This window comes from Rhodobacter sp. P1_C2 (assembly GCF_056406375.1).
Genome location: NZ_JBFUAG010000002.1, coordinates 165,402 through 188,859 on the forward strand (window position 1 = coordinate 165,402; position 23,458 = coordinate 188,859).

General features: G+C 66.8%; 24 protein-coding genes and 1 tRNA gene. 17 read left to right on the forward strand and 8 right to left on the reverse strand.

Going from position 1 to position 23,458, the window contains the following annotated elements:
* The first annotated feature begins 236 nt into the window (after window positions 1-236).
* The 5 genes from AC1DZT_RS03550 (at window position 237) to glpD (ending at window position 5,330) form a co-directional block, all read left to right on the forward strand.
* Window positions 237-1,265: a UDP-2,3-diacylglucosamine diphosphatase gene (locus AC1DZT_RS03550; RefSeq protein ID WP_478005222.1), complete on the forward strand. Its 1,029-nt coding sequence runs from the start codon at window positions 237-239 to the stop codon at window positions 1,263-1,265.
* Window positions 1,266-1,299: 34 nt separating this feature from the next.
* Complete coding sequence (locus tag AC1DZT_RS03555) at window positions 1,300-2,448, forward strand: glycosyltransferase (RefSeq protein WP_478005223.1); 1,149 nt, start codon at window positions 1,300-1,302, stop codon at window positions 2,446-2,448.
* Entirely contained in the window at window positions 2,445-3,011 is a 567-nt protein-coding gene (locus AC1DZT_RS03560) for a DedA family protein (RefSeq protein ID WP_478005224.1), read from the forward strand. Before AC1DZT_RS03555 ends, AC1DZT_RS03560 begins: the two co-directional genes overlap by 4 nt.
* Window positions 3,008-3,682, forward strand: a complete 675-nt coding sequence (locus tag AC1DZT_RS03565; RefSeq protein ID WP_478005225.1) for a glycosyltransferase family 2 protein — start codon at window positions 3,008-3,010, stop codon at window positions 3,680-3,682. Before AC1DZT_RS03560 ends, AC1DZT_RS03565 begins: the two co-directional genes overlap by 4 nt.
* A gap of 88 nt (window positions 3,683-3,770) precedes the next feature.
* Complete coding sequence (gene glpD, locus AC1DZT_RS03570) at window positions 3,771-5,330, forward strand: glycerol-3-phosphate dehydrogenase (protein ID WP_478005226.1); 1,560 nt, start codon at window positions 3,771-3,773, stop codon at window positions 5,328-5,330.
* A gap of 97 nt (window positions 5,331-5,427) precedes the next feature.
* Here glpD and AC1DZT_RS03575 read toward each other — a convergent pair whose 3' ends face one another.
* Entirely contained in the window at window positions 5,428-5,805 is a 378-nt protein-coding gene (locus tag AC1DZT_RS03575; protein WP_478005227.1) for a VOC family protein, read from the reverse strand.
* 163 nt (window positions 5,806-5,968) lie between these two features.
* On the opposite strand from AC1DZT_RS03575, the gene AC1DZT_RS03580 reads away from it, so the two are divergent.
* Window positions 5,969-6,367, forward strand: coding sequence for a winged helix-turn-helix transcriptional regulator (locus AC1DZT_RS03580; RefSeq protein WP_478005228.1), 399 nt, complete (start codon window positions 5,969-5,971; stop codon window positions 6,365-6,367).
* 65 nt (window positions 6,368-6,432) lie between these two features.
* Here AC1DZT_RS03580 and AC1DZT_RS03585 read toward each other — a convergent pair whose 3' ends face one another.
* Window positions 6,433-7,461, reverse strand: coding sequence for a LacI family DNA-binding transcriptional regulator (locus tag AC1DZT_RS03585; RefSeq protein WP_478005229.1), 1,029 nt, complete (start codon window positions 7,459-7,461; stop codon window positions 6,433-6,435).
* 331 nt (window positions 7,462-7,792) lie between these two features.
* Between AC1DZT_RS03585 and AC1DZT_RS03590 the strand changes: the two genes are divergently transcribed.
* The 5 genes from AC1DZT_RS03590 to AC1DZT_RS03610 all read left to right on the forward strand — a co-directional run bounded on the left by AC1DZT_RS03590 (window position 7,793) and on the right by AC1DZT_RS03610 (window position 12,803).
* On the forward strand, window positions 7,793-8,752 hold the full coding sequence (locus tag AC1DZT_RS03590; RefSeq protein ID WP_478005230.1) for a substrate-binding domain-containing protein: 960 nt from the start codon (window positions 7,793-7,795) through the stop codon (window positions 8,750-8,752).
* 94 nt (window positions 8,753-8,846) lie between these two features.
* A complete protein-coding gene (locus AC1DZT_RS03595) occupies window positions 8,847-9,911 on the forward strand; it encodes an ABC transporter permease (protein ID WP_478005231.1) in 1,065 nt (354 codons plus the stop codon).
* Entirely contained in the window at window positions 9,908-10,735 is an 828-nt protein-coding gene (locus tag AC1DZT_RS03600; protein WP_478005232.1) for an ATP-binding cassette domain-containing protein, read from the forward strand. The genes AC1DZT_RS03595 and AC1DZT_RS03600 overlap by 4 nt, the downstream gene beginning before the upstream one ends.
* Before the next feature lie 89 nt (window positions 10,736-10,824).
* On the forward strand, window positions 10,825-11,847 hold the full coding sequence (locus tag AC1DZT_RS03605; protein WP_478005233.1) for a Gfo/Idh/MocA family oxidoreductase: 1,023 nt from the start codon (window positions 10,825-10,827) through the stop codon (window positions 11,845-11,847).
* Window positions 11,844-12,803: a sugar phosphate isomerase/epimerase family protein gene (locus AC1DZT_RS03610; RefSeq protein ID WP_478005234.1), complete on the forward strand. Its 960-nt coding sequence runs from the start codon at window positions 11,844-11,846 to the stop codon at window positions 12,801-12,803. Before AC1DZT_RS03605 ends, AC1DZT_RS03610 begins: the two co-directional genes overlap by 4 nt.
* Window positions 12,804-13,083: 280 nt before the next feature.
* Here the strand turns inward: AC1DZT_RS03610 and AC1DZT_RS03615 are convergent.
* Together AC1DZT_RS03615 and AC1DZT_RS03620 are read right to left on the reverse strand one after the other, a co-directional pair.
* A tRNA-Thr gene (locus AC1DZT_RS03615) sits at window positions 13,084-13,159 on the reverse strand.
* 50 nt (window positions 13,160-13,209) lie between these two features.
* Window positions 13,210-14,838, reverse strand: coding sequence for an ABC transporter permease (locus AC1DZT_RS03620; protein ID WP_478005235.1), 1,629 nt, complete (start codon window positions 14,836-14,838; stop codon window positions 13,210-13,212).
* Window positions 14,839-14,962: 124 nt separating this feature from the next.
* Between AC1DZT_RS03620 and AC1DZT_RS03625 the strand changes: the two genes are divergently transcribed.
* Entirely contained in the window at window positions 14,963-15,850 is an 888-nt protein-coding gene (locus AC1DZT_RS03625; protein WP_478005236.1) for a hypothetical protein, read from the forward strand.
* Window positions 15,851-15,920: 70 nt separating this feature from the next.
* On the opposite strand, the gene AC1DZT_RS03630 is transcribed toward AC1DZT_RS03625, so the two are convergent.
* Entirely contained in the window at window positions 15,921-16,175 is a 255-nt protein-coding gene (locus AC1DZT_RS03630; protein WP_478005237.1) for a DUF2312 domain-containing protein, read from the reverse strand.
* 129 nt (window positions 16,176-16,304) lie between these two features.
* On the opposite strand from AC1DZT_RS03630, the gene AC1DZT_RS03635 reads away from it, so the two are divergent.
* Complete coding sequence (locus AC1DZT_RS03635) at window positions 16,305-16,529, forward strand: hypothetical protein (RefSeq protein ID WP_478005238.1); 225 nt, start codon at window positions 16,305-16,307, stop codon at window positions 16,527-16,529.
* 6 nt (window positions 16,530-16,535) lie between these two features.
* Here the strand turns inward: AC1DZT_RS03635 and AC1DZT_RS03640 are convergent, their stop codons facing one another.
* The 3 genes from AC1DZT_RS03640 to AC1DZT_RS03650 form a co-directional block, all read right to left on the reverse strand.
* Entirely contained in the window at window positions 16,536-18,413 is a 1,878-nt protein-coding gene (locus AC1DZT_RS03640) for an enoyl-CoA hydratase-related protein (protein ID WP_478005239.1), read from the reverse strand.
* A gap of 99 nt (window positions 18,414-18,512) precedes the next feature.
* On the reverse strand, window positions 18,513-18,734 hold the full coding sequence (locus AC1DZT_RS03645) for a hypothetical protein (RefSeq protein ID WP_478005240.1): 222 nt from the start codon (window positions 18,732-18,734) through the stop codon (window positions 18,513-18,515).
* Window positions 18,731-19,048, reverse strand: coding sequence for a TraR/DksA family transcriptional regulator (locus tag AC1DZT_RS03650; protein ID WP_478005241.1), 318 nt, complete (start codon window positions 19,046-19,048; stop codon window positions 18,731-18,733). The genes AC1DZT_RS03645 and AC1DZT_RS03650 overlap by 4 nt, the downstream gene beginning before the upstream one ends.
* Window positions 19,049-19,196: 148 nt before the next feature.
* Here AC1DZT_RS03650 and AC1DZT_RS03655 point away from each other — a divergent pair, with 148 nt between their 5' ends.
* The 4 genes from AC1DZT_RS03655 to AC1DZT_RS03670 all read left to right on the forward strand — a co-directional run bounded on the left by AC1DZT_RS03655 (window position 19,197) and on the right by AC1DZT_RS03670 (window position 23,450).
* Window positions 19,197-20,060: an MBL fold metallo-hydrolase gene (locus AC1DZT_RS03655; RefSeq protein ID WP_478005242.1), complete on the forward strand. Its 864-nt coding sequence runs from the start codon at window positions 19,197-19,199 to the stop codon at window positions 20,058-20,060.
* Window positions 20,061-20,098: 38 nt separating this feature from the next.
* Window positions 20,099-20,521 (forward strand): YeeE/YedE family protein, encoded by a 423-nt coding sequence (locus AC1DZT_RS03660; protein ID WP_478005506.1) that lies wholly within the window; start codon window positions 20,099-20,101, stop codon window positions 20,519-20,521.
* 1 nt (window position 20,522) lies between these two features.
* Entirely contained in the window at window positions 20,523-21,386 is an 864-nt protein-coding gene (locus tag AC1DZT_RS03665) for a DUF6691 family protein (protein WP_478005243.1), read from the forward strand.
* 291 nt (window positions 21,387-21,677) lie between these two features.
* Window positions 21,678-23,450, forward strand: a complete 1,773-nt coding sequence (locus tag AC1DZT_RS03670; protein ID WP_478005244.1) for a cation:proton antiporter domain-containing protein — start codon at window positions 21,678-21,680, stop codon at window positions 23,448-23,450.
* Window positions 23,451-23,458 lie beyond the last annotated feature (8 nt).

Sequence of the window (23,458 nt, forward strand, 5' to 3'; positions counted from 1 at the left end):
CCATCTCTGGTGCCAAGATGCAAGTTCTACACCGCCCCTGCCAATTCTGCGGAACCTGTCACACCGCCGTTGCGTTGCGCTTCTATCACCTCGCAAGGAAGGCCCGGTCACCTCTGACGCGGGTGCTTTCGCCGGAAAAGGACGGGCCCGACGTGAAACCCGCAGGATCCGGCGGGCGCGCGGGGCAGAACGAGGTGCGGCGCCTTGCGGGGCACGGCAGCAAAGGAGCGGACAAGATGGCACTGCACATGGCCGATTTCCTGCCGCCCGCGGCGCTGGACCGTGAAAACCACCCGTTCGAGGCGCTGAACCTCAGCGTCCTGGCGCAAAACCTCGCCCCCAATCCGCCCCCCGCCGCCCAGACGACCCCGCCGGCGCGGCATTTTCCGGTGCTTTTCCTCTCCGACCTCCACCTCGGCTCGCGCGCCTGCCGGGACAAGGCGCTTTTGTCCTTTCTGCAGGGCCATACCGCCGAGGTGATCTACCTCGTCGGCGACATCATCGACACCTGGCTGCCCCTCGGCGCGCATTGGACACAAGAGCAGCACCAGATCCTCGCCCTCCTCTTCGACCGCGCCCGCAGGGGCACGCGGCTGATCTACACGCCCGGCAACCACGACGCCTTCTTCCGCCGCTTCATCGGCTATGAACTGGTCGGGGTCGAAGTGGTCGACCGCATCGTCCATCAATCCGCCGATGGCACGCGCTACCTCGTGGTGCATGGCGACGAGGGCGATCTTTTCGAGCGGGTCTTTCCGCGCCTGTCGCGGCTGGGCACGAGGATAGACAATGCGGTGCGCGGGGCGATCGGCTGGGTCAACCGGCAGCGCGCCCGGGTCGGCTGGTCGGAATGGCAGCTGGTCGACCGTCTGGTCAAGGGTTTCAACGACGTGGTGCGCTCCTGCGACGCGTTCGAGGAGCGTCTGGCCGAGGTCGCCCGCGCCCATGGCACCGATGGCATCATCTGCGGCCATTTCCACAAGCCGGCGCTGCACCGCGACCATGGCATCGCCTATGCCAATTGCGGCGACTGGGTGGAAAACGCCACCGCGCTGGCCGAAACCGCCAGCGGCAGGCTTCTGCTGATCGACTGGGCCGCGCATGACAGCCTGCGCGGCGGCACCCGCGATGCGGCCGAGGCCGGCGCCACGGCCGAGCCCGGCTTTGCCCCGGCATTCGTGCAGGGCTTCGGGAAGGGCTTCGGGCTGGAAATGACCGGGGCCGAGGTGCAAATGGGTTTCGGATCCTTGCCCAAGCGTATATGACGCGCTGCGACAGACCCTTGCACAGGCATTCCTGATGGGCGGCGCCCTGATCTGGCTTTTCCTCTTCACGTCCTTCTGCCTCGCCTGCCAATGGGCGGGGCTGGCGCTGGCTTGGCTGGCCCTCGGCCGCAAACCAGCCGGCGATCCGGGCTTCCTGCCGCCGGTCACCGTGCTCCGCCCGGTCTGCGGGCTGGAGAATTTCCTCGAGGAAACCCTCGAGACCACCTTCCGCGCCGATTACCCTGAGTTCGAGCTGATCTTCTGTGCCGCCGATCCCGCCGACCCGGCCTGCGCGCTGGTCGAACGCCTGATGCAGCGCCATCCCGCTGTCGCGGCCCGGCTTCTGACCGGCGATGACCGGGTCTCGGGCAATCCCAAGCTCAACAACCTCGTCAAGGGCTGGGAGGCCGCGCGCTTCGACCATGTGCTGATGTCGGACAGCAATGTGCTGCTGCCGCCCGATTACCTGCGCCGCTGCATGGCCGAGTTCACACCCGACACCGGCCTCGTCTCCTCCCCCCCCATCGGGATCAGGCCCGAGGGCTTCTGGGCGCGGGTCGAATGCGCCTTTCTCAACAGCTATCAGGGGCGCTGGCAGATGGCGACCTCGGTGCTTGGCAATGGCTTTGCGCAAGGCAAGATGCTGTTCTGGGACGCGAAAGTGCTGCGCGACGCGGGCGGCATCGCGGTTCTGGGGCGCGAGATGGCCGAGGATGTCGCCTCGACCAAGACGGTGCGGGCGGCGGGCAAGGTCGTGCGCCTGCCGGGCCGGTTCTTCGAACAGCCGATCGGGCCGCGCGAGGGCGCTGTGGTCTGGGGCCGGCAGGTCCGCTGGGCCAAGGTGCGGCGTCTGGGCTTTCTGCGCTATTTCCTGCCCGAGCTTCTGGCCGGCGCGGCGCTGCCCTTTCTGGCCGTGCTGTTGGCCTGCCTGATCGGCGCGCCGCTTTGGGTCCTGCCCGGCTTCCTGATCCTGTGGTATGGGCCAGAATATGCCCTGGCCGCCGCGGCGGGCTGGCCGCGCGCGCCGGCCGATCTGGCCGCCTGGGTGACCCGCGACGCGCTTTTGCCGCTGTTGTGGTGCGCGGCCTGGCGGGGCAATTCCTTTGAATGGCGCGGCAATGCGATGACAGCCGCCGAAGTGAAAGCGCCGCCGGGCCCCGGCGCCGGGGACAAGAGCAGATGACCAAGGAAGCCGTGCTGGTCCTGATGCAGAACCACGGGCTGTGGCTCGTCGGGCCGATGTCGATCATCGAGGGGCCGATCGTCACCGTCATCGCGGCCTACCTGGCCAAGCTTGGCTATATGGCGGTGGTCAGCGTCTACCTCGTCTGCCTTGCAGGCGATCTGGTCGGCGACGGGATGTATTACTGGATCGGCCGCCTCGGCCCGGCGCTGCTGCCCGACCGCTGGCTGAACCGGCTGGGCATGTCGCAGGCGCGGCGGATCGCGCTGGAGGGGCATTTCGCCGAACAGGGCGGGCGCACCCTGCTGATCGGCAAATGGACCCATTCGGCGGGCCTGCCGATCATGCTGGCCTCCGGTGCGGCGCGGATGAATTTCACCGCCTATATGTGGTACAACCTGATCGGCTCGATCCCGAAGACCGCCTTCTTCACCGCGATCGGCTGGTTCATCGGTTCGGCCTATACCGCCATCGACACCTGGATCTGGCGCGGCTCGCTGGCGATCATCGTGGTGGCCTGCGTGATCGGGCTGATCCTGTGGCAGAGAAAGCGGCAAGCATGAGGCTGACCTGCGTCATCCCGGCCTATAACGAGGCGGGCCGCATCGGCAGCGTGCTGCAGGCGGTGCTGGGCCATCCCATGATCGACGAGGTTCTGGTGGTCGATGACGGTTCGGCCGATGCGACCTCTTCCGTGGTGGCGGGCTATCCTGCGGCGCGGCTGATCACCCTGCCCCGCAACGGCGGCAAGACCGCCGCCCTCGCCCGCGGCTTTGCCGAGACGGAGTCCGAAATCGTCCTTCTGATCGACGCCGATCTGGTGGGCCTGTCGCCCGAGCATCTGACCGCGCTGATCGCCCCGGTGAAGGCGGGCCGCGCCGCCATGTCGATCTCCTTGCGCGACAATGCGCCCTTCCTCTGGCGCTGGATCGGGCTCGACTATATCTCGGGCGAGCGCGCCCTGCGCCGCGACCTTCTGAAGGGTCAGGACGAGGCCCTGCGCCGCCTGCCGAAATTCGGCTTCGAGGTCTTCCTGAACGCGCTGGTGATCCGCGCCGGGGTGCCCTTGGCCGTGGTGCGGCTGCCGGGGGTGAAGAGCCCGCTCAAATCGGCGAAATACGGTGCCTGGGCCGGGATCAAGGGCGATATCGGCATGATGCGCGACCTGTTCCGCGCCGTGCCGCCGCGCGGTCTGCTGCGCCAGATCGTGGCCATGCGGCGGCAGCGGGTCTGAGGCGGGGCGCCATCCCTCGGACCGCAGCATTCAGCACCGCTTGACCGGCCCTGACAGGCCAAGCACAGTCGGCAAAAAGGGCAGAGCCATGGACCAGATCAGCGACCTCTTCATCATCGGCGGCGGCATCAACGGCTGTGCCATCGCGCGGGATGCCGTCGGGCGCGGCCTGAGCGTGACACTCGCCGAACAGGGCGACCTTGCGCAGGCGACCTCCTCGGCCTCGACCAAGCTGTTCCACGGCGGCTTGCGCTACCTTGAATATTTCGAATTCCGCCTGGTCCGCGAGGCTTTGGAGGAACGCGAGACCCTGCTGGCCGCGATGCCGCATATCTCCTGGCCGATGCGCTTCGTGCTGCCCCTCTCGCCCGAGATGCGGTTTGACGGCACGACGCCGACCTCGCGCCTGCTGGGCCTCTTCATGCCCTGGATGAAGGGGCGCCGGCCCGACTGGCTGATCCGGCTGGGCCTTTTCCTCTATGACCATCTCGGCGGCCGCAAGGTCCTGCCCGGCACCAGCGTCCTGGATCTGACGACCGATCCGGCGGGCAAGCCCCTGAAGCCGCAGTACAGGAAGGCTTACGAATATTCCGACTGCTGGGTCGAGGATTCCCGCCTCGTGGCGCTGACCGCCCGCGACGCGGCAGAGCGTGGCGCCCATATCCTGACGCAGACCCGCGTCACCAAGGCCAGCCGCGCCGGCGATGTCTGGGAGGTTGCGACCGAAAACGCCCTCGGCCACCAGACCCACCGCGCCCGTGCCGTGGTCAATGCCGCCGGCCCCTTCGTCGGCGCCGTGATGAAGGAGGTGCTGCCCACCACCTCGAAGGAAGGCGTCCGGCTGGTGCGCGGCTCGCATATCGTGGTGCGCAAGCTTTACGACCATGACCGCTGCTATTTCTTCCAAGGTCAGGATGGCCGGATCATCTTCGCCATCCCCTACGAGCAGGATTTCACCCTGATCGGCACCACCGATGCCGACCACAAGGGCAAGCCGGGCGAGGTCCGCATCTCGCCCGAGGAGGAGGCCTATCTCATCGCCTTCGCCAACCAGTATTTCCGCGAAAGCCTGACGGCCGAGGATGTGGTCTGGACCTATTCGGGGGTCCGCCCGCTTTACGCCGATGGGGCCAAGTCGGCGACGGCTGCGACGCGGGACTATGTCCTCAGCCTCGACAACCCGGGCAATGCGGCGCCGATCCTGAACATCTTCGGCGGCAAGATCACCACGCACCGCCGTCTGGCCGAACATGCGCTGGACAAGATGGCGCCGTTCTTTCCGGCGATGAAACCCGCCTGGACCGCCCGCGCCCCCCTGCCCGGCGGCAGGTTCGCCCTGACCGACAAGGCGAAACTGGCCGAGGATCTGCGCGCCGCCCATCCCTACCTCACCCCGCGACACGCCGCCCGCCTGATCCGCGCCTATGGCACCGACGCCGCCCTCATCCTCGGGCAATCGACCAGCGCCGAGGCGCTCGGGCTCGACTTCGGTGCCACCCTGACCGAGGCCGAGGTGCGCTGGCTGATGACCCATGAATTCGCCCGCCACGCCAGCGACGTGATCTGGCGCCGCAGCAAGCTTGGCCTGCGGATGACGGCAGCCGAGGTCGAGCGGCTGGACGCCTGGATGCAATCGGCGGAGCTCTAGGCCGGACACCCGCAAGAGCGGAACGGCGATCCCGGTCCCGGTGCCCGGACGCTGAGGAACCGGGTGGCCCGTTCACGCCCTTGGTCCCGCTGGCGCCTCACCCTTTGTGGACGACCTCGAAGGAATAGCCATCCGGGTCCAGCACATCGGCGGCGTAATAGCCGGGGTAGTATTCCAGCCTTGCCCGCGGGGAGATATTGTCCCTTGCCCCGGCCGCGATGGCGCAGGCATAGACCTCGTCGACGCGCGCCTGGCTTTCCGCCTTGAAGCCCCAATGGATCGCACCGGGCTGCGGGACCCCCTCCTTCAGCCAGAAGATCGCGCTTTGGCCATCGCCAAAGCCCCAGAGGTCGGGATGCCCGTCCTTCCCCTTGTAGGGCAGGAAGAAGGCGATGTTCAGCGGCTTCAGCGCCGCCTCGTAAAAGGCCAATGACGCCGGGATGTCGCGGACGGTCAGGATGATGTGGTCCAGCATGGATCTCTCCGTTGAGGTGCAGGCGGCAAGGCCTACTCCCCGGGGGGAGAAGCGATTGCCATGAACTGCGATTACAGCTAACGTTTCGTAAGTGACTTCTATATGGTAAGCTGCATGCCAACAAGAACGCACGTAAATCTCTGCCACTTACAAGGCTGTAAGCATGCGAAAAACCACCGCGAAACGTCAGCTTGAACCGGGGCTCTTGTGCCGCAACGAGGACCCTGTCCTCTTCCGCGAACTGCTGACCAAGGTTGGCGACAAGTGGAGCATCTTCACCATGCTTGCCCTGTCCATGCTCCCCGGCGCGCGCGCGCGGTTTTCCGAGCTGAACCGCTCGATCCCGACGATTTCCGAGCGGATGCTGGCACTTACCCTGCGCAGCCTGGAACGCGACGGCCTGGTTGCGCGGGAGATCTTTGCCGAGATTCCGCCCCGCGTCGAATATGAGCTGACCGCGATGGGCCGAAGCCTTCTGCCCGCATTGCAGGGCATGGTGGACTGGGTGGCCGAGAATTCCGAAAGGGTCAAAGCCGCCCGCAGCACCTTTGACGCAAAGTAGCGCGCCGGGCCGCCAAGACGGCGCCGAAGGTCATCAGGGGTGATCCCCCAAGGCGCTTGCGGGGATCAAATGCTTTCCGGGCTGTGCATCTCGAACCCGATGGTGACCCTGTAGACCCCCGCGCCGGGGCCGGCGGTCTTGGCCTTCATCAGGGTGGCGACGGTCTCGCGGGCGAAGCGTTCGATCGGGTGCGCGATGATCAGGGAAAAGGTCCCGTCGATCAGCGCGGCCCGCGTGTCGTCGAACACCTCGTAGCCCACGACGACGAAATCCTCCCGCTTGGGGGTGGCGCGCAGGGCGGCGATGGCGCCGGTGACACCGCCGCCGGAAATGAACATGCCGCACATGTCTGGGTGATCGGTCAGCAGCTTTTCGACATGTTCGCGGGCCACGACCGCCGATTCATAGGTCGGCAGCGGCTCCAGCAGGGTGAAGCCGGTGTTGTGTTCGCGGAAATAGGACCGGAAGCCGCTTTCGTTCATCTCCTGGTTCCGCAGCCGGTGGCTTCCGACGAGGATGCCGATCTTGCCCGGGACCCGCACCATGCGGTCGAAGGCCCAGGCCGCCGTGCGCCCGACCTTCCAGTTGTCAAGGCCAACGAAGCTGATGCTGCCCTTGGCTGACAGCGGGCCGATCAGCGAGACGACCGGAACGCCGCGCTCCAGAACCGTGTCGATCGCATCGGCAACCAGGGGATGCTGTGGCGCCACGATCGCCAGCGCCTCGCAGCGTTCCCCAAGCGAGATGATGTGCGGCGCGACCTTCTCTGGTGTGAGGTCCTCCAGAAACTCGACGGTCAGCTCGATATGGGCGCCGGGAAAGGCCTTGGCCGCCTCGGCAATGGCTTCGCCCAGGATGCGGTAGAAGGTGCGTTCCTTGCGTTGCAAGAGAACCCCAAGCCGGTGCGTGGCCTGCGGCACCTTCGCCGCCTGTTCGATGGTGCCGAGGCCATAGAAGCCGATCTGCTCGGCGGCGGCCAGAACGCGGGTCAGGGTCGAGCGTCGGACCGAGTCCGGCTGGTAGAGCACGCGGTTCACCGTCGAGACAGAGACGCTCGCGGCACGGGCAAGATCTGGGATGGTCGGCCGTTTCATTTCAAATCTCTCCAGCCTTTCTGCACGCGCAAACGTCAAAACACCTCAGATCGCAATCCAGACGAAATGATTTGAGACGATTTTTTGACGCGTTCAGCATCGTGATTGACCCGAAAGATGTCAACCATGCATGGAGAGGGCGTTGGCAGTGCTCACGGAGAATCGAGCCGCAACGCAAGGGGGAGGCCCATCGCAACCGCTGAAAAGACCCGCACCCGGCGCAAGCGCCCGGGGCTGGATCTTGCGCCCCAAGCGCAGGACAGCGGCCGATTGGCCAAACTTGATTGACGAGCCGCAATGACGCGGCATGAACCCGAGGGAGGACTTCGACATGAACTTCACCAAAACCATCGCCGCGGCGGTGACGGCCACGCTGATGGCGTCCGGCGCCTATGCGCAGGACATCGCCGTGATCGTGGGCTCGGCCCAGGATGGCTTCTGGAACATGGTCAAGAAGGGCGTCGATGACGCGACGCTGGTGGTCAAGGCCAATGGCGGCACCGTGAACTTCATGCAGACGCAGAACTACGACAACTTCGGCCCAGACCTGGCGGCCCTGATCGAGCAGGCCGTGGCGCAGGGCGCCAAGGGCATCGCCATCCCGAACTGGCTGCCCGAGTCGGAAACCCCGGCGCTCAAGGCGGCCCGTGAAAAGGGCGTCGTCATCATGTCCTTCAACGCCGGTCAAAGCGAGATGGGCAACTATGACGCGCTGAATTACTTCGGTTCGGACGAGTACATCGCGGGCAAGGAGGGCGGCAAATACCTCGCGGCCCATGGTGCGAAGAAGATCCTGTGCCACATCCAGAACCCGGGCGCGGTGAACCTGGAAACCCGCTGCAAGGGGGTCGAGGATGGTGCCAAGGAGGGCGGCGCAGCGACCTATATCCTGCGGGTTCCGGCGAACCTCGATCAGGACATGGTCGGCACGGCCGAAGCCATCAAGTCCGAGCTGATCGCCGATCCCTCCATCGACGCCGTGATCACCCTTGCCGCCTGGGCGGCGGATGCGGCCACCGACGCGATCAACCAGCAGGGTGCGACGGGCAAGATCCAGCTTGGCAGCTTCGATCTGTCCGCTGCGGTGCTGGATCGCATCTCGAAGGGCACCCAGACCTTCGCCATCGACCAGCAGCCCTATCTGCAGGGCTTCCTGTCGACCACGATGCTGTTCGACTACCTGAAGTTCGGCACCAGGATCGCCACCAGCCCGGTTCTGACCGGCCCGGCCATCGTCGATGCCTCGAACGTGGCGACCGCCATCGAAGGCGTCAAACTCGGCGCCCGCTGAGCTTTCCCCATGGCAGAGGGCCCGGCCAAGCTGCGGCCGGGTCCGACCAGCGCCCCGTTCAGGACCAATGCGAATGACAAAGGAACCCGTCCCAATGACCGATGCCAAAGCCGATATCGCCTCGGGTGACAGTCCGGCGATCCCGTTCAGATCCGGGGGCTTTTCCGTTCTTGCCTTCCTGCGCAGCCCCGCCGCCGGCGCCTTCATGGGCTTTGTCGCGGTTTTCATCCTGTTTTCGATCTTTGGCTACAGCCGAAACTTCCTCTCCGTCCCCGGCGTGACCACCTGGGTGAACTATGCCTCGCTGGTTGGCATGATCGCCATTCCGGTCGGCTTCCTGATGATCGCCGGAGAGCTCGACATTTCGACCGGCGCCGTGCTGCCCGCCGCGACGATGACCATGGCCATCGTGTCGGAACATTACCAGATGCCGGTTCTGGTCGGGGTGATCGCAGCCCTGGGGATCGGCGCGCTGATCGGTTTCATCAACGGATATATCGTGACCCGGACCCGGGTGCCGTCCTTTATCGTGACGCTGGCCACGCTGTTCGCGGTGGCGGGGGTCACGCTTTACCTGTCGATCTTCTTCATCAACAACACGAACTCGTTCTACCACGCCCCCGATTGGGCCAAGTCCTTGTTCGGCGGCAAGGTCTATGGCTTCAACTCCTCGGTCTTCTGGTGGGCCGGGCTGGTCGCGGCCTTCACCTTCTTCCTGCATCATTCGCCGAAAGGCTCCTGGGTCTTTGCCCTTGGCGGCGACCAGGAAAGCGCCCGAAATGCCGGCATCCCGGTGGCGCGGCTGAAGATCGGGCTTTTCATGCTGTGTTCGACCTCTGCCGCCTTTGCCGGGGTCTTGCAGGTCATCACCTTCAGCTCGGCCACCTCTCAGGCGAACTTCGGGCTGATCTTCAACACGATCATTTCGGTTGTGGTGGGTGGGGTGCTGCTGACCGGCGGGTTCGGCACGGTGATGGGCATCGTCTTTGGCGTCCTGACGCTGTCCATCGTGACCCAGGCCATCGGTTTCACCGAGATCGACCGGAACCTGTCCTTCCTGATCATCGGGGTGATGCTGCTGATCGCCGTCCTGCTGAATGACACGTTCCGCAATCTGGCGACCAGCTGGTCGGCGAAAAAGAAGGAGGGCGCGCGATGATGGCGGACAAGAAACCGGTTCTGGAACTGCGCAAGGTCGACAAATCCTTCGGGCCGATCGACGTGTTGCACGAAATCAGCCTGAAGGTCGGCGCGGGCGAGGTTCTGTGCCTTCTGGGCGACAACGGCGCCGGCAAATCGACCCTGATCAAGACGCTGGCCGGGGTCTATCGACCCAGCCGGGGCGAGATCCTGATGGACGGCCAGCCCACCACCCTGATCAGCCCGCGCGATGCGCAGGACCGCGGGATCGCCACCGTGCACCAGTTCGGCGGCACCTATCCGCTGATGTCGGTCGGGCGGAATTTCTTCATGGGGGCGGAGCCGACCCGGGGCTTCTGGCCGTTCAAGGTGTTCGACCGCAAGACCGCCAACCGCATCGCGGTGGAGGAGGTCCAGAAGATGGGAATCACCCGGATCACCGATGGCGACCGTCTGGTGGGCGGCCTCTCAGGCGGGGAGCGGCAGTCGCTCGCCATCGCGCGGGCGGTCTATTTCGGGGCAAGGGTGCTGATCCTGGACGAGCCGACGGCGGCCCTGGGCGTGAAGCAGGCGGCGCATGTGCTGCGCATCGTGAACCAGGCCAAGAAGCGCGGGCTGGCGGTGATCTTCATCACCCATCAGGTCATGCATGCGATGGCGGTGGGCGACCACTTCGCCGTGCTGATCCGCGGCGCCATCGCGGCCGATTTCCGCAAGGGCGAGAAGAGCCGCGAAGAGATCGCCGACCTGATGGCGGGCGGCGAATCCATGGCCGACCTCGAGGCGCATATCGACGGTGTCATGGACGCCCGCGCCGGGCAGCCGCCGGCGCCCCCTCTCTGACGGACCGGCGGGACAGGCCGCCGGACCTTCAACCACTTCAAAATCAAAGGGTCGATCTCTGGTCGCACCGAAGGAAAGGAAATTGTCCGATGACGCGACTGGCGATCATAGGCGCGGGTCTGATGGGTGAGGATCATGCAAGCATCGTGGTGCGGGAGCTGCCGGGGGCCACGCTTCAGGTGGTCTGCGACATGGACCCCGCCCGGGCGAAATCGGTGGCGAATGCCTTTGGCGCGAGGGATGTGGCGAGCGACCCGCAGGCCACGATTGCCCGTGCCGATGTCGATGCGGTGATCCTGGCGTCGCCGGATTTCACGCATGCGCCGCTGTCCCTGGCCTGTATCGCGGCGGGCAAGCCCGTGCTGTGCGAAAAGCCGCTCTCGCAGTCGCCAGAGGAATGCCGCGAGGTCATGGCGGCCGAGGCCCGATCCGGCCGCTCTTTCGTGATGCTGGGCTTCATGCGGCGTTACGATCAATGCTATATCGAGATGCGCCAGGCCCTGGCCGATGGCATTCTTGGCCGCGCCCTGATGATGCACAACTTCCACCGCAACGTGGAAACGCCTGCCGTCGATTTTACCGGCGCCATGGCGATCACCAATTCCGCCCCGCATGAATTCGACGTGGTGCGCCATGTGCTGGGCACCGAATTCACCGCCATCACCGCGCATCAGCCGCGCCGCTCCGACGCCCGGGTGGCCCCCGTCGTCATGGTGCTCGACACCGCGGATGGCCAGCTCGTCACCATCGAGGTCAACAACAACGCGGCCTATGGCTATGACGTGCGCGCCGAACTGGTGGGCGAGGCCGGGTCAATGGCGATGAACACCATGGCCCATACCCGCACCGACCTGCGGCTGGCCTCGTCCACCCGCTACGATGCAGATTGGCGGGGGCGCTATCACGAGGCCTATGTGCGGCAGAACCGGGATTTCCTGCGCTTTGTGCAAACCGGGGTCTTTCCGGCAATCGCCTCGAATGCCTGGGATGGCTACTGCGCGGCCGTGGTCGCCGCGGCCGGGGCAAAGGCGCTGGCCAGCGGGCAAAGACAGCCGGTCACGCTCATCGCCAAACCGGCATTCTACATGGGTCAAAAAGGAGCAGCGGCATGAAACTTGGCTTTGTATCCGACAGCCTTGGCGGCATGGGGTTCGAGGCGATGCTGGACCATGCCGCGCGCATGGGCGTCAGCGGCGTCGAGGTGAACACCTGCGGCTGGTCCACCGCGCCGCATTTCGACCTTGCGGCCATGGAGAAAGATGCCGGCGCGCGCCGCGGCTTCACAAGGGCCTTCGCTGACCGCGGGCTGGAGATCATCGCGCTCAATGCCAACGGCAATCCCTTGCACCCGACCGACCCGGCGCAGGGTCAGGGCCTGCGCGACACCATAAGGGTTGCGGGCGAGATGGGGATCAAGACCGTCTGCACCATGTCCGGCCTGCCTGCGGGCAGCCCCGGCGACACGATGCCGAACTGGGTCGTCTCCTCCTGGCCGCCCGAAACACAGGCGATCCTGCGCTATCAGTGGGAGGAGAAGCTCCTCCCCTTTTGGACCGAGATCGCGGCCCTGGCCCGCGAGAGCGGCGTCGAACGGATTGCGCTGGAGCTGCACGGCAACCAATGCGTCTACAACGTGCCCGCGCTGCTCAGGCTGCGGCAGGAAATCGGGCCGGTCATCGGCGCCAATCTCGACCCCTCGCACCTGTTCTGGATGGGCGCCGACCCGCTGGTCGCTGCCGAGGCATTGGGGGCCGCGATCTACCATGTCCACGCCAAGGACACTCTGCTGAACGCGCCCGTGCAGGCCACGACCAGCCTTCTGGAAAATGGTTCGCTGATGGATATTCCCGCGCGCAGCTGGTCCTATATCACCCTGGGCTTCGGCCATGGCGAGACCTGGTGGCGGCAGTTCTGTTACCGTCTGAAGATGGCGGGCTATGACGGCTGGCTGTCGGTCGAACATGAGGATGTTCTGCTCAACGCCTTGGAAGGGCTGGAGAAATCCGTGACCTTGCTGAAAGCTGTCATGCCCTCGGCCGCCGCCGATTACAAACCGCAGGACATCTGAGATGGCTTTGGCCTCGGCCTGAGGACCTGTCCCGCCGGGGTCTGGACGTACTGGAAAGGACCAGCGCGAACCCCCCATTCGGCGGGCTTGCGTCACGCCCCGAACATGCGACAGCTGTTCACCGGCTGTCCGCTTTGGGCCCGGGCAGGCCAGAACCTCTGCCGCAGGCTCCGTCTCTCTGTGCCATGATGGAATGCCGCTGAACGGCTCGGAGACGTCATCCGACGCAAGGGTAATGGTCCGGCGCCCAACACCCTGCTTCGTCCGACGATTCTGAGTGTGGTGCCCCCAGCAGGGATCGAACCCGCGACCCCCTGATTACAAATCAGGTGCTCTACCATCTGAGCTATAGAGGCTTGGCGCTGACATAGCGGCGAAACGGCCTTGGTGCAAGTCCCCGAAACGCTCAGGCGCGGGCGGCGCGGGCCATCACGGCCACGGCGACGAGGCTGACCGCGATGACCAGAAGGGCTGCGGGGGCGGCCTCGCCGATCTTCTCCAGGCTCGCGAGGTCATAGGCGCGGGTGGCCAGCGTGTTGAAGTTGAAGGGGCGCAGCATCAGCGTGGCGGGCAGCTCCTTGACGCAATCCACGAAGACCATGAGCAGCGCCGTGCTGACCGAACCGCGCATCAGGGGCAGATAGACCCGCGCCAGCACCCCGCCCGAGGTCTGCCCCAGCGACCGCGCCGCCATCGGCAGCGAGGGCGAGACCCGCCCGAAGGCCGCATCCACCGCGCCCTGGGCGATGCCGAAGAACCGCACCGCATAGGCCAGGACCAGCGCCGCCGCCGTGCCGGTCAGCAAGAGCCCGGGGTCATGCCCGGTCAGCGCCAGGATCGCATCGGCCAGCCGGTGGTCGAGGGCGGCGAGCGGGATCAGGATGCCCACGGCCAGGACCGCGCCGGGTGCTGCATAGCCCACCGCCGTCAAGGGCAGCACGAAGCGGGCGAGCCTGCGCCCGGCGAGCCGCATCCCATGCACGAGGAAGGTCGCCGCCGCCACCGTCAGCACGGCCGCCAGCCCGCCGACGACCAGCGTGTTGACCACCGCCCGCCCCAGACCCGGCGCCAGCCAGACCTGCGGCTTTTGCACCGCATGGCCCGCCATCACCGCCACCGGCAACAGGAACCCCATGGCAAAGGGCAGAAGGCACAGACCCAGCGCCAGAAGGCCGCGCCAGCCGCGCAGCTGCAGGGGCGAGACCGGCCGCACCGCGCGCGAGGGTTTGTGGAAGCGCGCATTCCTCCGGCTCGCCCGCTCAACCAGGATCAGGCCGAGGATCAGCACCAGGATCACCCCGGCCAGCTGCGCCGCCCCGCCGGCATTGTCACCGTTGAGCCAGGTCGAGAAGACCCCCGTCGTCAGGGTCTGCACCGCGAAATGCTGCACCGCGCCGAAATCGGCCACCGTCTCCATCAGGACCAGCGCCATGCCGACGGCGATGGCCGGCCGCGCCAGCGGCAGGCCGACGCGCCAGAACAGGCCGAAGGGCCCGGCGCCGAGGGCACGGGCAACCTCGTAGGTGCCGCCCGATTGCTCGCGAAAGGCGGCGCGCGCCAGAAGGTAGACGTAAGGGTAATAGGCCGCCGCCAGCACCACGATGCAGAAGCCCAGCGAATGAACCTCGGGGAAGGCATAATCCCTCGCCGTCTTCCAGCCCATCGCGAGCCGTAGCCCGACCTGCAACGGGCCGGAGTAATCGAGGAAATCGACCAGCGCATAGGCCCCGATATAGGCCGGGATCGCGAGCGGGAACAAAAGCGCCTGGTCCAGAAAGCGCCTCCCCGGAAAGCGGTACATCACCACCAGCCAGGCCGCCCCCGTCCCCACCGCCGCCGCAAGCAGGCCCACGCCCCCCGCGAGGATCAGCGTATTGGCCAGATAGCGCGGCAGGACCGTGGACAGAAGATGCGGCCAGATATTCTCGGTCGGGTGAAAGGCCAGCCAGACCACCGCCAGCACCGGCGCCACCACCACCGCCCCGATCAGAACCGCGCCAAGCGACCAGAGGTCAGGCAGGACGATCCGCTGCATGAAGGAAGGCTTTGCCTGAGCGTTTTGCTGGGTCATAACCGGCTGTTAACGGAAACCTGTTTCCCTGTCCAGAAAACCCCGTATATTCATCGCCAAAGAACAAAAAGCCGGGCAGGAACACAGGATGCGGATTGTCTACCACCTTGGCGCGCATTGCACCGATGATGAACGCCTGCTGCGCTGCCTGCTCAAGAACCGCGGCGCGCTTGCGGCGCAGGGCATCGTGGTGCCGGGGCCCACCCGCTACCGCCACCTGATGCGCGACACGGCCATAGCACTCAACGGGCAGGCGGCCTCGCCGGATACCCAGACCATGGTGCTGGACCAGATCATGGAAGAGGACCGCGCCGAAAGGCTGATCCTGTCCTGGGACAATTTCCTGTCCTTCCTGCCCTGGGTCGTCGATGGCGGGCTTTACCCCGCGGCGGGCGACCGCACCCGCGCCTTCGCCCAGATCTTCCCCCAGCTTCCGGCAGAGTTTCACCTGGCGATCCGCAACCCGGCGAGCTTTCTGCCCGCGGTCTATGAGAAGCAAAAGACGATGAAGGGCGGCAAGCCGAAGTTCGAGGATTTCCTCGGCGGGATCGAACCTTCCGCCCTGCGCTGGTCCGATGTCATCGCCAGCATCCGCGCCCAGAACCCCGAAGCTGCCCTGACCGTCTGGTGCGACGAGGACACGCCGCTGATCTGGCCCGAGGTTCTGCAGGCCGTCGCAGGCCACGCGCCCGGCACCGTGCTGGAGGATGAGAACGACCTTCTGGCCACCCTGATGCCGCCCGAGGGGCTGAAGCGGATGCAGGCCTATATCGACACCCATCCCGTCACCTCGGTCGAGATGCGGCGCCGGATCGTCTCGGCCTTCCTCGACAAGTTCGCCCTGCCCGAAAGGATCAATGTCGAGGTGGAGATCCCCGGCTGGACCGCCGCCACGGCGGAGCGTCTGACCCAAGGCTACCTGACCGATGTGGCGCGGATTGCCGCCATGCCCGGCGTGCGGCTGATCGCGCCCTGAGCCTGCCGCGCCAAAGAAAAGGCCGGCCCGAGGGGGCCGACCGGGGTGTTTTCAGTCGCTGACGCGGGCCTCAGCTCATGCCGAGCGCGGCCTTGTAGACTTCGAGGACGGCATCCTCCTCGGCCAGTTCGTCGGGCTTGCGCTTGCGCAGGGCGAGGATCTTGCGAAGGACCTTGGTGTCATAGCCGCGGCCCTTGGCCTCGGCCATCACTTCCTTCAGCTGCTCGGCCAGGTCCTTCTTTTCGGCTTCAAGCTGTTCGAGACGTTCGACGAACTGGCGCAGCTCGTCGGCGGTGACGGAATAGGGATCGTTGGGACTGGACATGGGCGGGCCTCGCAAATGGGGTTTGCCGTCCTCCTATCCCACGCGGCGGCAGGGGTGCAAGGCTGGACAGGCGCGCGGGAAGAAGCTAGGCGGCGCGGGACCGGATGTGCAACCGAAAGAGGCCTTGGGATGAATGCAGCGATCTTGGCAGGCTTGATCTGGGGCGGCGCCCTGGTGACCGTTCTGGGCGGCATCGGGCTTCTGGCCTGCGGCGTGGCCTCGATGCGGGCGCGCAGCATGGTGCCCGAGGCGGCGCGGGCCGTGATGCAGAAGGTCGTGGTCTGGAACCTCGCCGCGATGGGGGTCAGCGTGCTGGGGCTGGCCGCGCTCGTGACCGGGCTGGTGCTGCGCTGAACCCTGTCAGCCCTGATCGAGGTCGGCGAATTTCTGCCCCTCGCTGATCAGATCGTCGATCACCTGCGGCACGGCAAAGACCGGCGCGGAAAGCTTGCGCAGATCGGCACGCAGGACCAGAAGCCCGCGCTGATCGGCCAGGAACATCGGCCCGCCCTGCCAGCGCGGGATCAGACCCGAAAGCAGCGCCACCGCGTCGATGTCGCAGGGCCGGCGGGCGCGGCCATCCTGCAGCATCCGGGCGCCCTCGGCCGCGAGGGCGGCAAGGCAGGTCTGCACGATCGCCTGCCCGCCACGCGGCATCGCCGGCAGATGGCGCAGCGCGCCGACGCCAAGGCCGAAGGCGCGCAGCGCCGCCGCAATCGCCTCGGGCGTCTGGCCCTGCGCCTGCAGCGCCTGTTCGGCATCCTCCAGCGCCAGCCGCAGGCCCAGCTCGATCGGGCCGCCCGGCCCCGCCGTCACCACCCGCCAGTTGAGCCGCCGCCCCAGCGCCACCAGCCGCAGCACGAGGTCGGGCGCCGCCGTCGCGTCAAAGGACAGCTCCGCCAGCCCCCCCATCACCTCGGGCACGGTCAGCCCCGCACCGCAGAGGTCGCCCGAAGCCGCCACCGCCCCCATCACCGCTGAGGGCAGGCCTTCGGGAAGGGCGGCAATCGGCGTCTCGGCCCCGTCGAGGGCGCGGGCGATCTCCTCGCCGCCCAGAAACACCAGATCCACCCCGGCCAAAGCCTCGGGCGTCTGGGCCGAGGAGAGCCGAGCCCAGGCCGCATCGCGCAGATCCTCGGTCATCTGGCCCTCGGCCACCGCCTGATCCTGCTTGGCGGCGATCCGCCCCAGCGTATCGGCAAGTCGCGGCCGGTCGGCCTCGCACAGCGTGACCTTCATCCCCGCGGCCAGCGCCTGCAGGGCAAGGTCGGCGGCGGGGTCTTCGGCGCCGAGGATGCCGAGGCTTTCGACCACGGGCAGGCTGCGGCCCGCCACGAGGGGCGGCGGCTGCAGCGCGCGGCGTTCGGCGATGAAGGTGTGGTGCAGACCCTTGGCCTGCGGGCTGGCGGCCAGATCCTCGAAAGCGGCGGCCTCCATCGCAAGGCCCATCTCGAAGGGCAGAAGGGCTGCCGCCTCGACACAGTCGATGATCCGGGCGGGGGCCGGCAAGGGGCTGGAGGCGCCGGGCAGCACCGCGTCGGGTTTGAGGGCGGCGCGGGCGGCGGCGACTGCGGTCTGATGGCCCGGCATGTCGCGCAGGGGAAGGCCCGAGGTCGGGCGCGGCGGCAGCGCCTCCTGCGCCATGGCAAGGGCGGCCTCGCCAAGGTTTTCGGTCACCACGCGGTCGATCAGGCCAAGCGCCAGCGCCTCGCCGGCGCGGATCGGCAGGCCGACGAGCAAGAGCCGCAGCGCCTGCTCCGCGCCGATCAGCCGCGGCAGACGCTGGGTCGTGCCGGCGCCGGGCAGAAGGCCGAGGCCGACCTCGGGAAAGCCCAGCACCGTCGCGGCATTGGCAATCCGGTAATGCGCGGCCAGCGCCAGTTCGCAGCCGCCCCCCAGCGCCGTGCCATGCAGGGCCGCGATGACCGGCTTGGGGAAATCCTCGACCCGACGGCAGAGCCGGGCGAGTTCGGCCCGCCGCGCCTGCTGGCCCGCCTCGCGGATATCGGCGCCGGCGGAAAAGCCGCGCCCCTCGCCGCGCAGGATGACGGCGCGGATCTCGGGATCGGCGGCAATCTGGTCCAGCGCCTGCAGAAGCGCCCGTTGCAGCGTGCCGGTCAGGGTATTGACCGGCGGATGCGTCATCACCAGCACGGCCACCGCGCCGATCCGGTCCAGCCGCATCACGCCCGCATCTGCCGCCATCGCACCTTCAGAGGCCGAACCCGTTTCCTGCACCTTGTCCCCCTCCGCCTGCCCCGGCCCTGTTCGCCAGCCGGCCTTATTCAAGAGCCAAAGCCGGTCGCTTGTCCATGGGTCTGGCGGTGGATCAGGGCCTTAAAGCGGCATGTTGTCAAAGCCTTCTTCGATCCGCGCCTCGCGGGCCTGCGCTTCGGCCCGCTCCAGCGGCTCGGAGGTGCCGCCGAACAGCACGGCCAGACCCTGCATCTCGGCCTTGAGGGCGGCCAACCCTGCCGCCTCGGCGGCCACGGCAGCCTCGGTCCATTCGCCCATCAGTTCGGCCGCGACGACCAGGGCGGGGGCATTGGGATCTTTCATGTCGCATGTTCCTTGCAAAAGGGGGTGTAGGGCAGAAGGTCAAGCCGCGCGGGAGAGATGGCGGCGCCGCAGATCTGGCACTGGCCATAGGTTCCGGTCTCGATCCGCTTCAGGGCCGCATCGATGGCGCGCAGCTCGGTCTGGGCCTCCAGACCCAGGCCCTCCATCACCTCGTCATCCTCGCGCTCGGTGGCGCGCTCCTCCCAATCGGTCTCGGCATGGGAATCGAGGCTTGCGGCGATGCCGCCGATCCGGGCCCGAAGGTCACGGGCCCGCGTCTCCAACTGGATCTTGCGTTCTGCGATGGATGTCATGATCTGCTCCCTGATGCGCGATCCTGCGCCAGAAGGCAGGCGCGCGCCTTGATTCACATCAATTCGCGCGTCGCCGGATCAGGGCAGCCTTATGGCGGCGGCAAAGGCGTTATATGCTGCCCGGAGTTCCAACGCAGCGAGGTCAGCCATGCATCCCAGCGTTCATGCCTTTTTCGACGAGGCGACCAACACCGCGACCTATGTGGTGGTCGAGCCCGAGGGGAGCGCCTGCGCCATCATCGATTCCGTCCTCGATTTCGACTATGCCTCGGGGCGCACCGACACCCGCGCCGCCGATCAGGTGATAGCCTTCATCAAGGATAAGCGTCTGCGGCTGGAATGGATCCTCGAGACCCATGTCCATGCCGACCACCTTTCGGCAGCCCCCTATTTGCAGGAGGCGCTGGGTGGCAGGCTCGGCATCGGCGACCGGATCACCGTGGTGCAGGAGACCTTCGGCAAGGTCTTCAACGAGGGCACCCGCTTTGCCCGCGACGGGTCGCAGTTCGACCATCTCTTCAAGGACGGCGACAGCGTGATGATCGGCCAGATGCGCTGCGAAGCCTTGCACACGCCGGGCCATACGCCGGCCTGCATGACCTTCGTCATCGGCGATGCGGCCTTTGTCGGCGACACGCTTTTCATGCCCGACTATGGCACGGCGCGCTGCGACTTTCCCGGCGGCTCGGCCGCGGTGATGTATGACAGCATCCAGCGCATCCTTGCCCTGCCCGAGGCGACGCGGATCTTCGTCTGCCACGATTACAAGGCGCCGGGCCGCGAGGATTTCGCCTGGGAAACCACGGTCGGCGCGCAGAAGGCCCTGAACAAGCATGTCGGCGCCGGCCGCCCCAAGGCCGAGTTCGTCGCCATGCGCGAGGCGCGGGATGCGACCCTGCCGATGCCGCGGCTGATCATTCCCTCCTTGCAAGTCAACATGCGGGCGGGCCAGATGCCCGAGCCCGAGAACAACGGATTGTCCTATCTGAAGGTGCCGCTCAACGGGCTGTGACGGCACAGGCTCCGCACGACAGGGAAGATCGCGAGATGATGCATTGGGATTGGCTCTGGGGCTTTGCCGGCGGGCTTCTGATCGGCGGGGCGGCTTCGGCCTATCTCTTGCTCAATGGCCGGATCATGGGGATTTCGGGGATTTTCGGCGGGCTGGTCGATCGCAGCGGCTGGAGCGACTGGCAGGGCGCGCTGGCCTTTGTCGCGGGGCTGGTGCTCTTGCCCTGGGGTCTGTCGCATCTGATGCCGGCGGCCACGCATCTGACCGGGAATGTCGTGGTGATCGTGGCGGGCGGGCTTCTGGTCGGGGTCGGCACGCGGCTCGCCAATGGCTGCACCTCGGGGCATGGGGTCTGCGGCATGTCGCGGCTGTCGCTGCGGTCGATCGTGGCCACGGTCTTCTATGTGCTGACCGGAGGGCTGACGATGGCCGTGCTGCGCCATGTGCTGGGGGTGTTGTAGCATGGCGCGGCTTCTGGTCTGCCTGGCTTGCGGCGCGGTCTTTGGCGCGGGGCTTCTGATCTCGGGGATGACGGATACGCTGAAGGTGCAGGGCTGGCTGGATGTCTTCGGCGCCTGGGATGCGACGCTGGCCTTCGTGCTGGGCGGGGCGATCCTGCCGATGGCGCTGGCCTGGCGGGTCGCGGCGCGGCGCAAGGCCTCGGTCCTCGGCTTCGCCCTGCCCGCCCCGCCCAAGACCGAGATCGGCCCCGACCTCGTGATCGGCTCCACCCTCTTCGGTGCGGGCTGGGCCCTGGCTGGGCTGTGCCCCGGCCCGGCGCTGGCCTCGCTCGGCTTTGGCGGCTGGGGCGGTCTGGTCTTTCTTCTGGCCATGACGGCAGGTATGCTGGCCACTCCCCATCTGCGCGCCCGGTTCTCTGGCGCCCCCGTACTCAGGAGCAACATGGACATCCGCGCCATCACCCCGACCTATGCCGTCTCGCCGCAGATCACCCTGGCCGATCTGCCCGCGATCAAGGCGGCAGGCTTCACCACCGTGATCGACAACCGCCCCGATGGCGAAATCCCGGCCGCGATCCAAACCGCAGCGATGAAGGAAGCCGCCGAGGCGCTGGGCCTGACCTTCGTGGTCAACCCGATCCTGCCCGGCAATTTCTCGCAAGAGGTTCTCGCGACCCAGCGCGCCGCGATCGAGGCCGCCACCGGCCCGGTCTTCGCCTATTGCGCCTCGGGCAACCGCTGTTCCTGCGTCTGGGCGCTGGCCTATGCCGGCACGAGGCCCGCGGATGAGCTGATCGGGCTTCCGGCGCGCTTTGGTTACAACCTCGAACCGCTGCGCGACCGGATCGAGGCTGCAGGCGCCTGAGCCGCGCCACGGTCCGTCGCAAGGCGATTTTTCGCAGAAAAATCGGCCTTGCATCCGGATCACGATTTTTCTGCGAAAAATCGAGTTGCGCCGCTGGTCACGATTTTTCTGCGAAAAATCGATCTTGATCTGCCCCACGATTTCTTCAGCGAAAAGTCCCCCTGACCTTCCCTCACGATTTTTCGCCGAAAAATCGCTCCTGCGCCGGTGATTTGCCCGCGCAGGGTTGACCCGCGCGACGTGATGCAAGACCCTGTCTCCACAGTAAAATCCTCAACAATTGGAGCGGGCGTGGCAGCAGCGATCGATATTCAGACCTATAGTGACGTTTTGGTGGTTCTCGGCACGGCAGGGGTCGTGGTTCCGGTGGCGCGGCGCTGGGGGCTCAGCCCGGTTCTGGGCTATCTGGCGGCGGGGGCGATCCTCGGGCCGCTCGGCCTTGGCTCGCTCATCGCGCAGTTTCCGGTCCTTTATTGGATCACTGTGGTCGATGACCAGAACGTCGCAAGCATCGGAGAGCTGGGGGTCGTCTTCCTGCTGTTCCTGATCGGGATGGAGCTGTCTTACGAACGTCTGAAAACCATGCGGCGGCTGGTCTTTGGCCTGGGCGGCCTGCAGGTCCTGCTCTCCACCCTCGCGATTTCGGCCGTGGCGGCGCTGGCCGGTCTGGCGCCGGGGGTGGCGGTGATCGTGGGGGGCTGTCTCGCCCTGTCCTCCACCGCCATCGTGATCGAGGTTCTGTCGGCGCAGGGCCGGCTTTCGGCCGCCTCGGGGCGGGCGAGCTTTGCCGTGCTTCTGGCGCAGGACCTTGCCGTCATCCCGCTGCTTCTGTTTGTCACCATCCTCGCCGGCGGCGCGCATGGCTCGGTGCTGATGAGCCTTGGCTATGCGCTTCTCAACGCCGCCGTGGCGGTGGGCGGCATCGTGATCGTCGGGCGCCTTGCTTTCCGCCCGATCTTCCGACTGGTCGCCAGCACCGGCGCGGGGGCCGAGCTTTTCGTCGCCACCACGCTTTTCGTGATCATCGGCACCGGGGTGGTGGCGGCGCTGGCCGGCATGTCGATGGCGCTCGGCGCCTTTGTCGCAGGCCTCTTGCTGGCCGAGACCGAGTTCCGCAAGGCGATCGAATCCACCGTCGGCCCCTTCAAGGGCCTGCTGCTGGGCCTGTTCTTCTTCTCGATCGGCATGAAGATGGACCTGCGCGAGGTTCTGGCCCAGCCGCTCTGGCTTCTGGGCGCGGTGATCGGGCTGATCGGGATCAAGACGGCGATCCTGGCCGGGCTTGGCCGCTATTTCCGCCTGTCCTGGCCTGCCGCCCTCGAGGCGGCCCTGCCGCTTGGCCCCGGGGGCGAATTTGCCTTCGTCGGCATCGGCATGGCCTCGGCCCTCGGGCTGATCGGGGCGGAGGCCTCGAGCTTCATCCTCACCGTCACCTCGATCACCATGGCGCTGATCCCGGCGCTGGCCTGGCTCGGCCGCAGGCTGGCGGTGAAACTGCCCGAGACGCGGCCGCTCGACCCCGAACTTCTGGTCCGCCCGGAGGTCGCAGCCCAGGGCGCGGCCGGGCATGGCCACAGCATCGTCATCGGCTATGGCCGCGTCGGCCAGGTGGTCTGCGCCATGCTGGAAGAGCACCGCCTGCCCTATATCGCCGTCGACAATGACATGCGCGCCGTGCCCGCGCACCGCCGCAACGGCAGCTCGCTCTACTACGGCGATGCGACCGACCCGGTGTTTCTGGAGGCCTGCGGTCTGGAAGAGGCCGAGGCGGTCATCGTCACCGTTTCGGTCGCCTCCGAGATCGATGCCATCGTGGCCCATGTCCGCCGCCTGCGGCCCGATGTGCTGATCGTCTCGCGCGCCAAGGATGCCTCCCATGCCGAGCATCTCTACACCGTCGGCGTCACCAATGCCGTGCCCGAGACGATCGAGGCCAGCCTGCAGCTGTCGGAAGCGGCACTTCTGGGGCTGGGGCGGGCGGCGGGGCTGGTCATCGCCTCGATCCACGAAAAGCGCGACGTCTTCCGCAAGCAGCTGCAGGAGGCGGCGCGAAGCCGCCGGTAGGGTCAGGT

What these genes read in the sequence shown, in the direction of transcription:
- AC1DZT_RS03550 (WP_478005222.1), top strand. Translation starts at nt 237, where the DNA reads ATGGCACTGCACATGGCCGATTTCCTGCCGCCCGCGGCGCTGGACCGT.
- AC1DZT_RS03555 (WP_478005223.1), top strand. Translation starts at nt 1,300, where the DNA reads ATGGGCGGCGCCCTGATCTGGCTTTTCCTCTTCACGTCCTTCTGCCTC.
- AC1DZT_RS03560 (WP_478005224.1), top strand. Translation starts at nt 2,445, where the DNA reads ATGACCAAGGAAGCCGTGCTGGTCCTGATGCAGAACCACGGGCTGTGG.
- AC1DZT_RS03565 (WP_478005225.1), top strand. Translation starts at nt 3,008, where the DNA reads ATGAGGCTGACCTGCGTCATCCCGGCCTATAACGAGGCGGGCCGCATC.
- glpD (WP_478005226.1), top strand. Translation starts at nt 3,771, where the DNA reads ATGGACCAGATCAGCGACCTCTTCATCATCGGCGGCGGCATCAACGGC.
- AC1DZT_RS03575 (WP_478005227.1), bottom strand. Translation starts at nt 5,805, where the DNA reads ATGCTGGACCACATCATCCTGACCGTCCGCGACATCCCGGCGTCATTG.
- AC1DZT_RS03580 (WP_478005228.1), top strand. Translation starts at nt 5,969, where the DNA reads ATGCGAAAAACCACCGCGAAACGTCAGCTTGAACCGGGGCTCTTGTGC.
- AC1DZT_RS03585 (WP_478005229.1), bottom strand. Translation starts at nt 7,461, where the DNA reads ATGAAACGGCCGACCATCCCAGATCTTGCCCGTGCCGCGAGCGTCTCT.
- AC1DZT_RS03590 (WP_478005230.1), top strand. Translation starts at nt 7,793, where the DNA reads ATGAACTTCACCAAAACCATCGCCGCGGCGGTGACGGCCACGCTGATG.
- AC1DZT_RS03595 (WP_478005231.1), top strand. Translation starts at nt 8,847, where the DNA reads ATGACCGATGCCAAAGCCGATATCGCCTCGGGTGACAGTCCGGCGATC.
- AC1DZT_RS03600 (WP_478005232.1), top strand. Translation starts at nt 9,908, where the DNA reads ATGATGGCGGACAAGAAACCGGTTCTGGAACTGCGCAAGGTCGACAAA.
- AC1DZT_RS03605 (WP_478005233.1), top strand. Translation starts at nt 10,825, where the DNA reads ATGACGCGACTGGCGATCATAGGCGCGGGTCTGATGGGTGAGGATCAT.
- AC1DZT_RS03610 (WP_478005234.1), top strand. Translation starts at nt 11,844, where the DNA reads ATGAAACTTGGCTTTGTATCCGACAGCCTTGGCGGCATGGGGTTCGAG.
- AC1DZT_RS03620 (WP_478005235.1), bottom strand. Translation starts at nt 14,838, where the DNA reads ATGCAGCGGATCGTCCTGCCTGACCTCTGGTCGCTTGGCGCGGTTCTG.
- AC1DZT_RS03625 (WP_478005236.1), top strand. Translation starts at nt 14,963, where the DNA reads ATGCGGATTGTCTACCACCTTGGCGCGCATTGCACCGATGATGAACGC.
- AC1DZT_RS03630 (WP_478005237.1), bottom strand. Translation starts at nt 16,175, where the DNA reads ATGTCCAGTCCCAACGATCCCTATTCCGTCACCGCCGACGAGCTGCGC.
- AC1DZT_RS03635 (WP_478005238.1), top strand. Translation starts at nt 16,305, where the DNA reads ATGAATGCAGCGATCTTGGCAGGCTTGATCTGGGGCGGCGCCCTGGTG.
- AC1DZT_RS03645 (WP_478005240.1), bottom strand. Translation starts at nt 18,734, where the DNA reads ATGAAAGATCCCAATGCCCCCGCCCTGGTCGTCGCGGCCGAACTGATG.
- AC1DZT_RS03650 (WP_478005241.1), bottom strand. Translation starts at nt 19,048, where the DNA reads ATGACATCCATCGCAGAACGCAAGATCCAGTTGGAGACGCGGGCCCGT.
- AC1DZT_RS03655 (WP_478005242.1), top strand. Translation starts at nt 19,197, where the DNA reads ATGCATCCCAGCGTTCATGCCTTTTTCGACGAGGCGACCAACACCGCG.
- AC1DZT_RS03660 (WP_478005506.1), top strand. Translation starts at nt 20,099, where the DNA reads ATGCATTGGGATTGGCTCTGGGGCTTTGCCGGCGGGCTTCTGATCGGC.
- AC1DZT_RS03665 (WP_478005243.1), top strand. Translation starts at nt 20,523, where the DNA reads ATGGCGCGGCTTCTGGTCTGCCTGGCTTGCGGCGCGGTCTTTGGCGCG.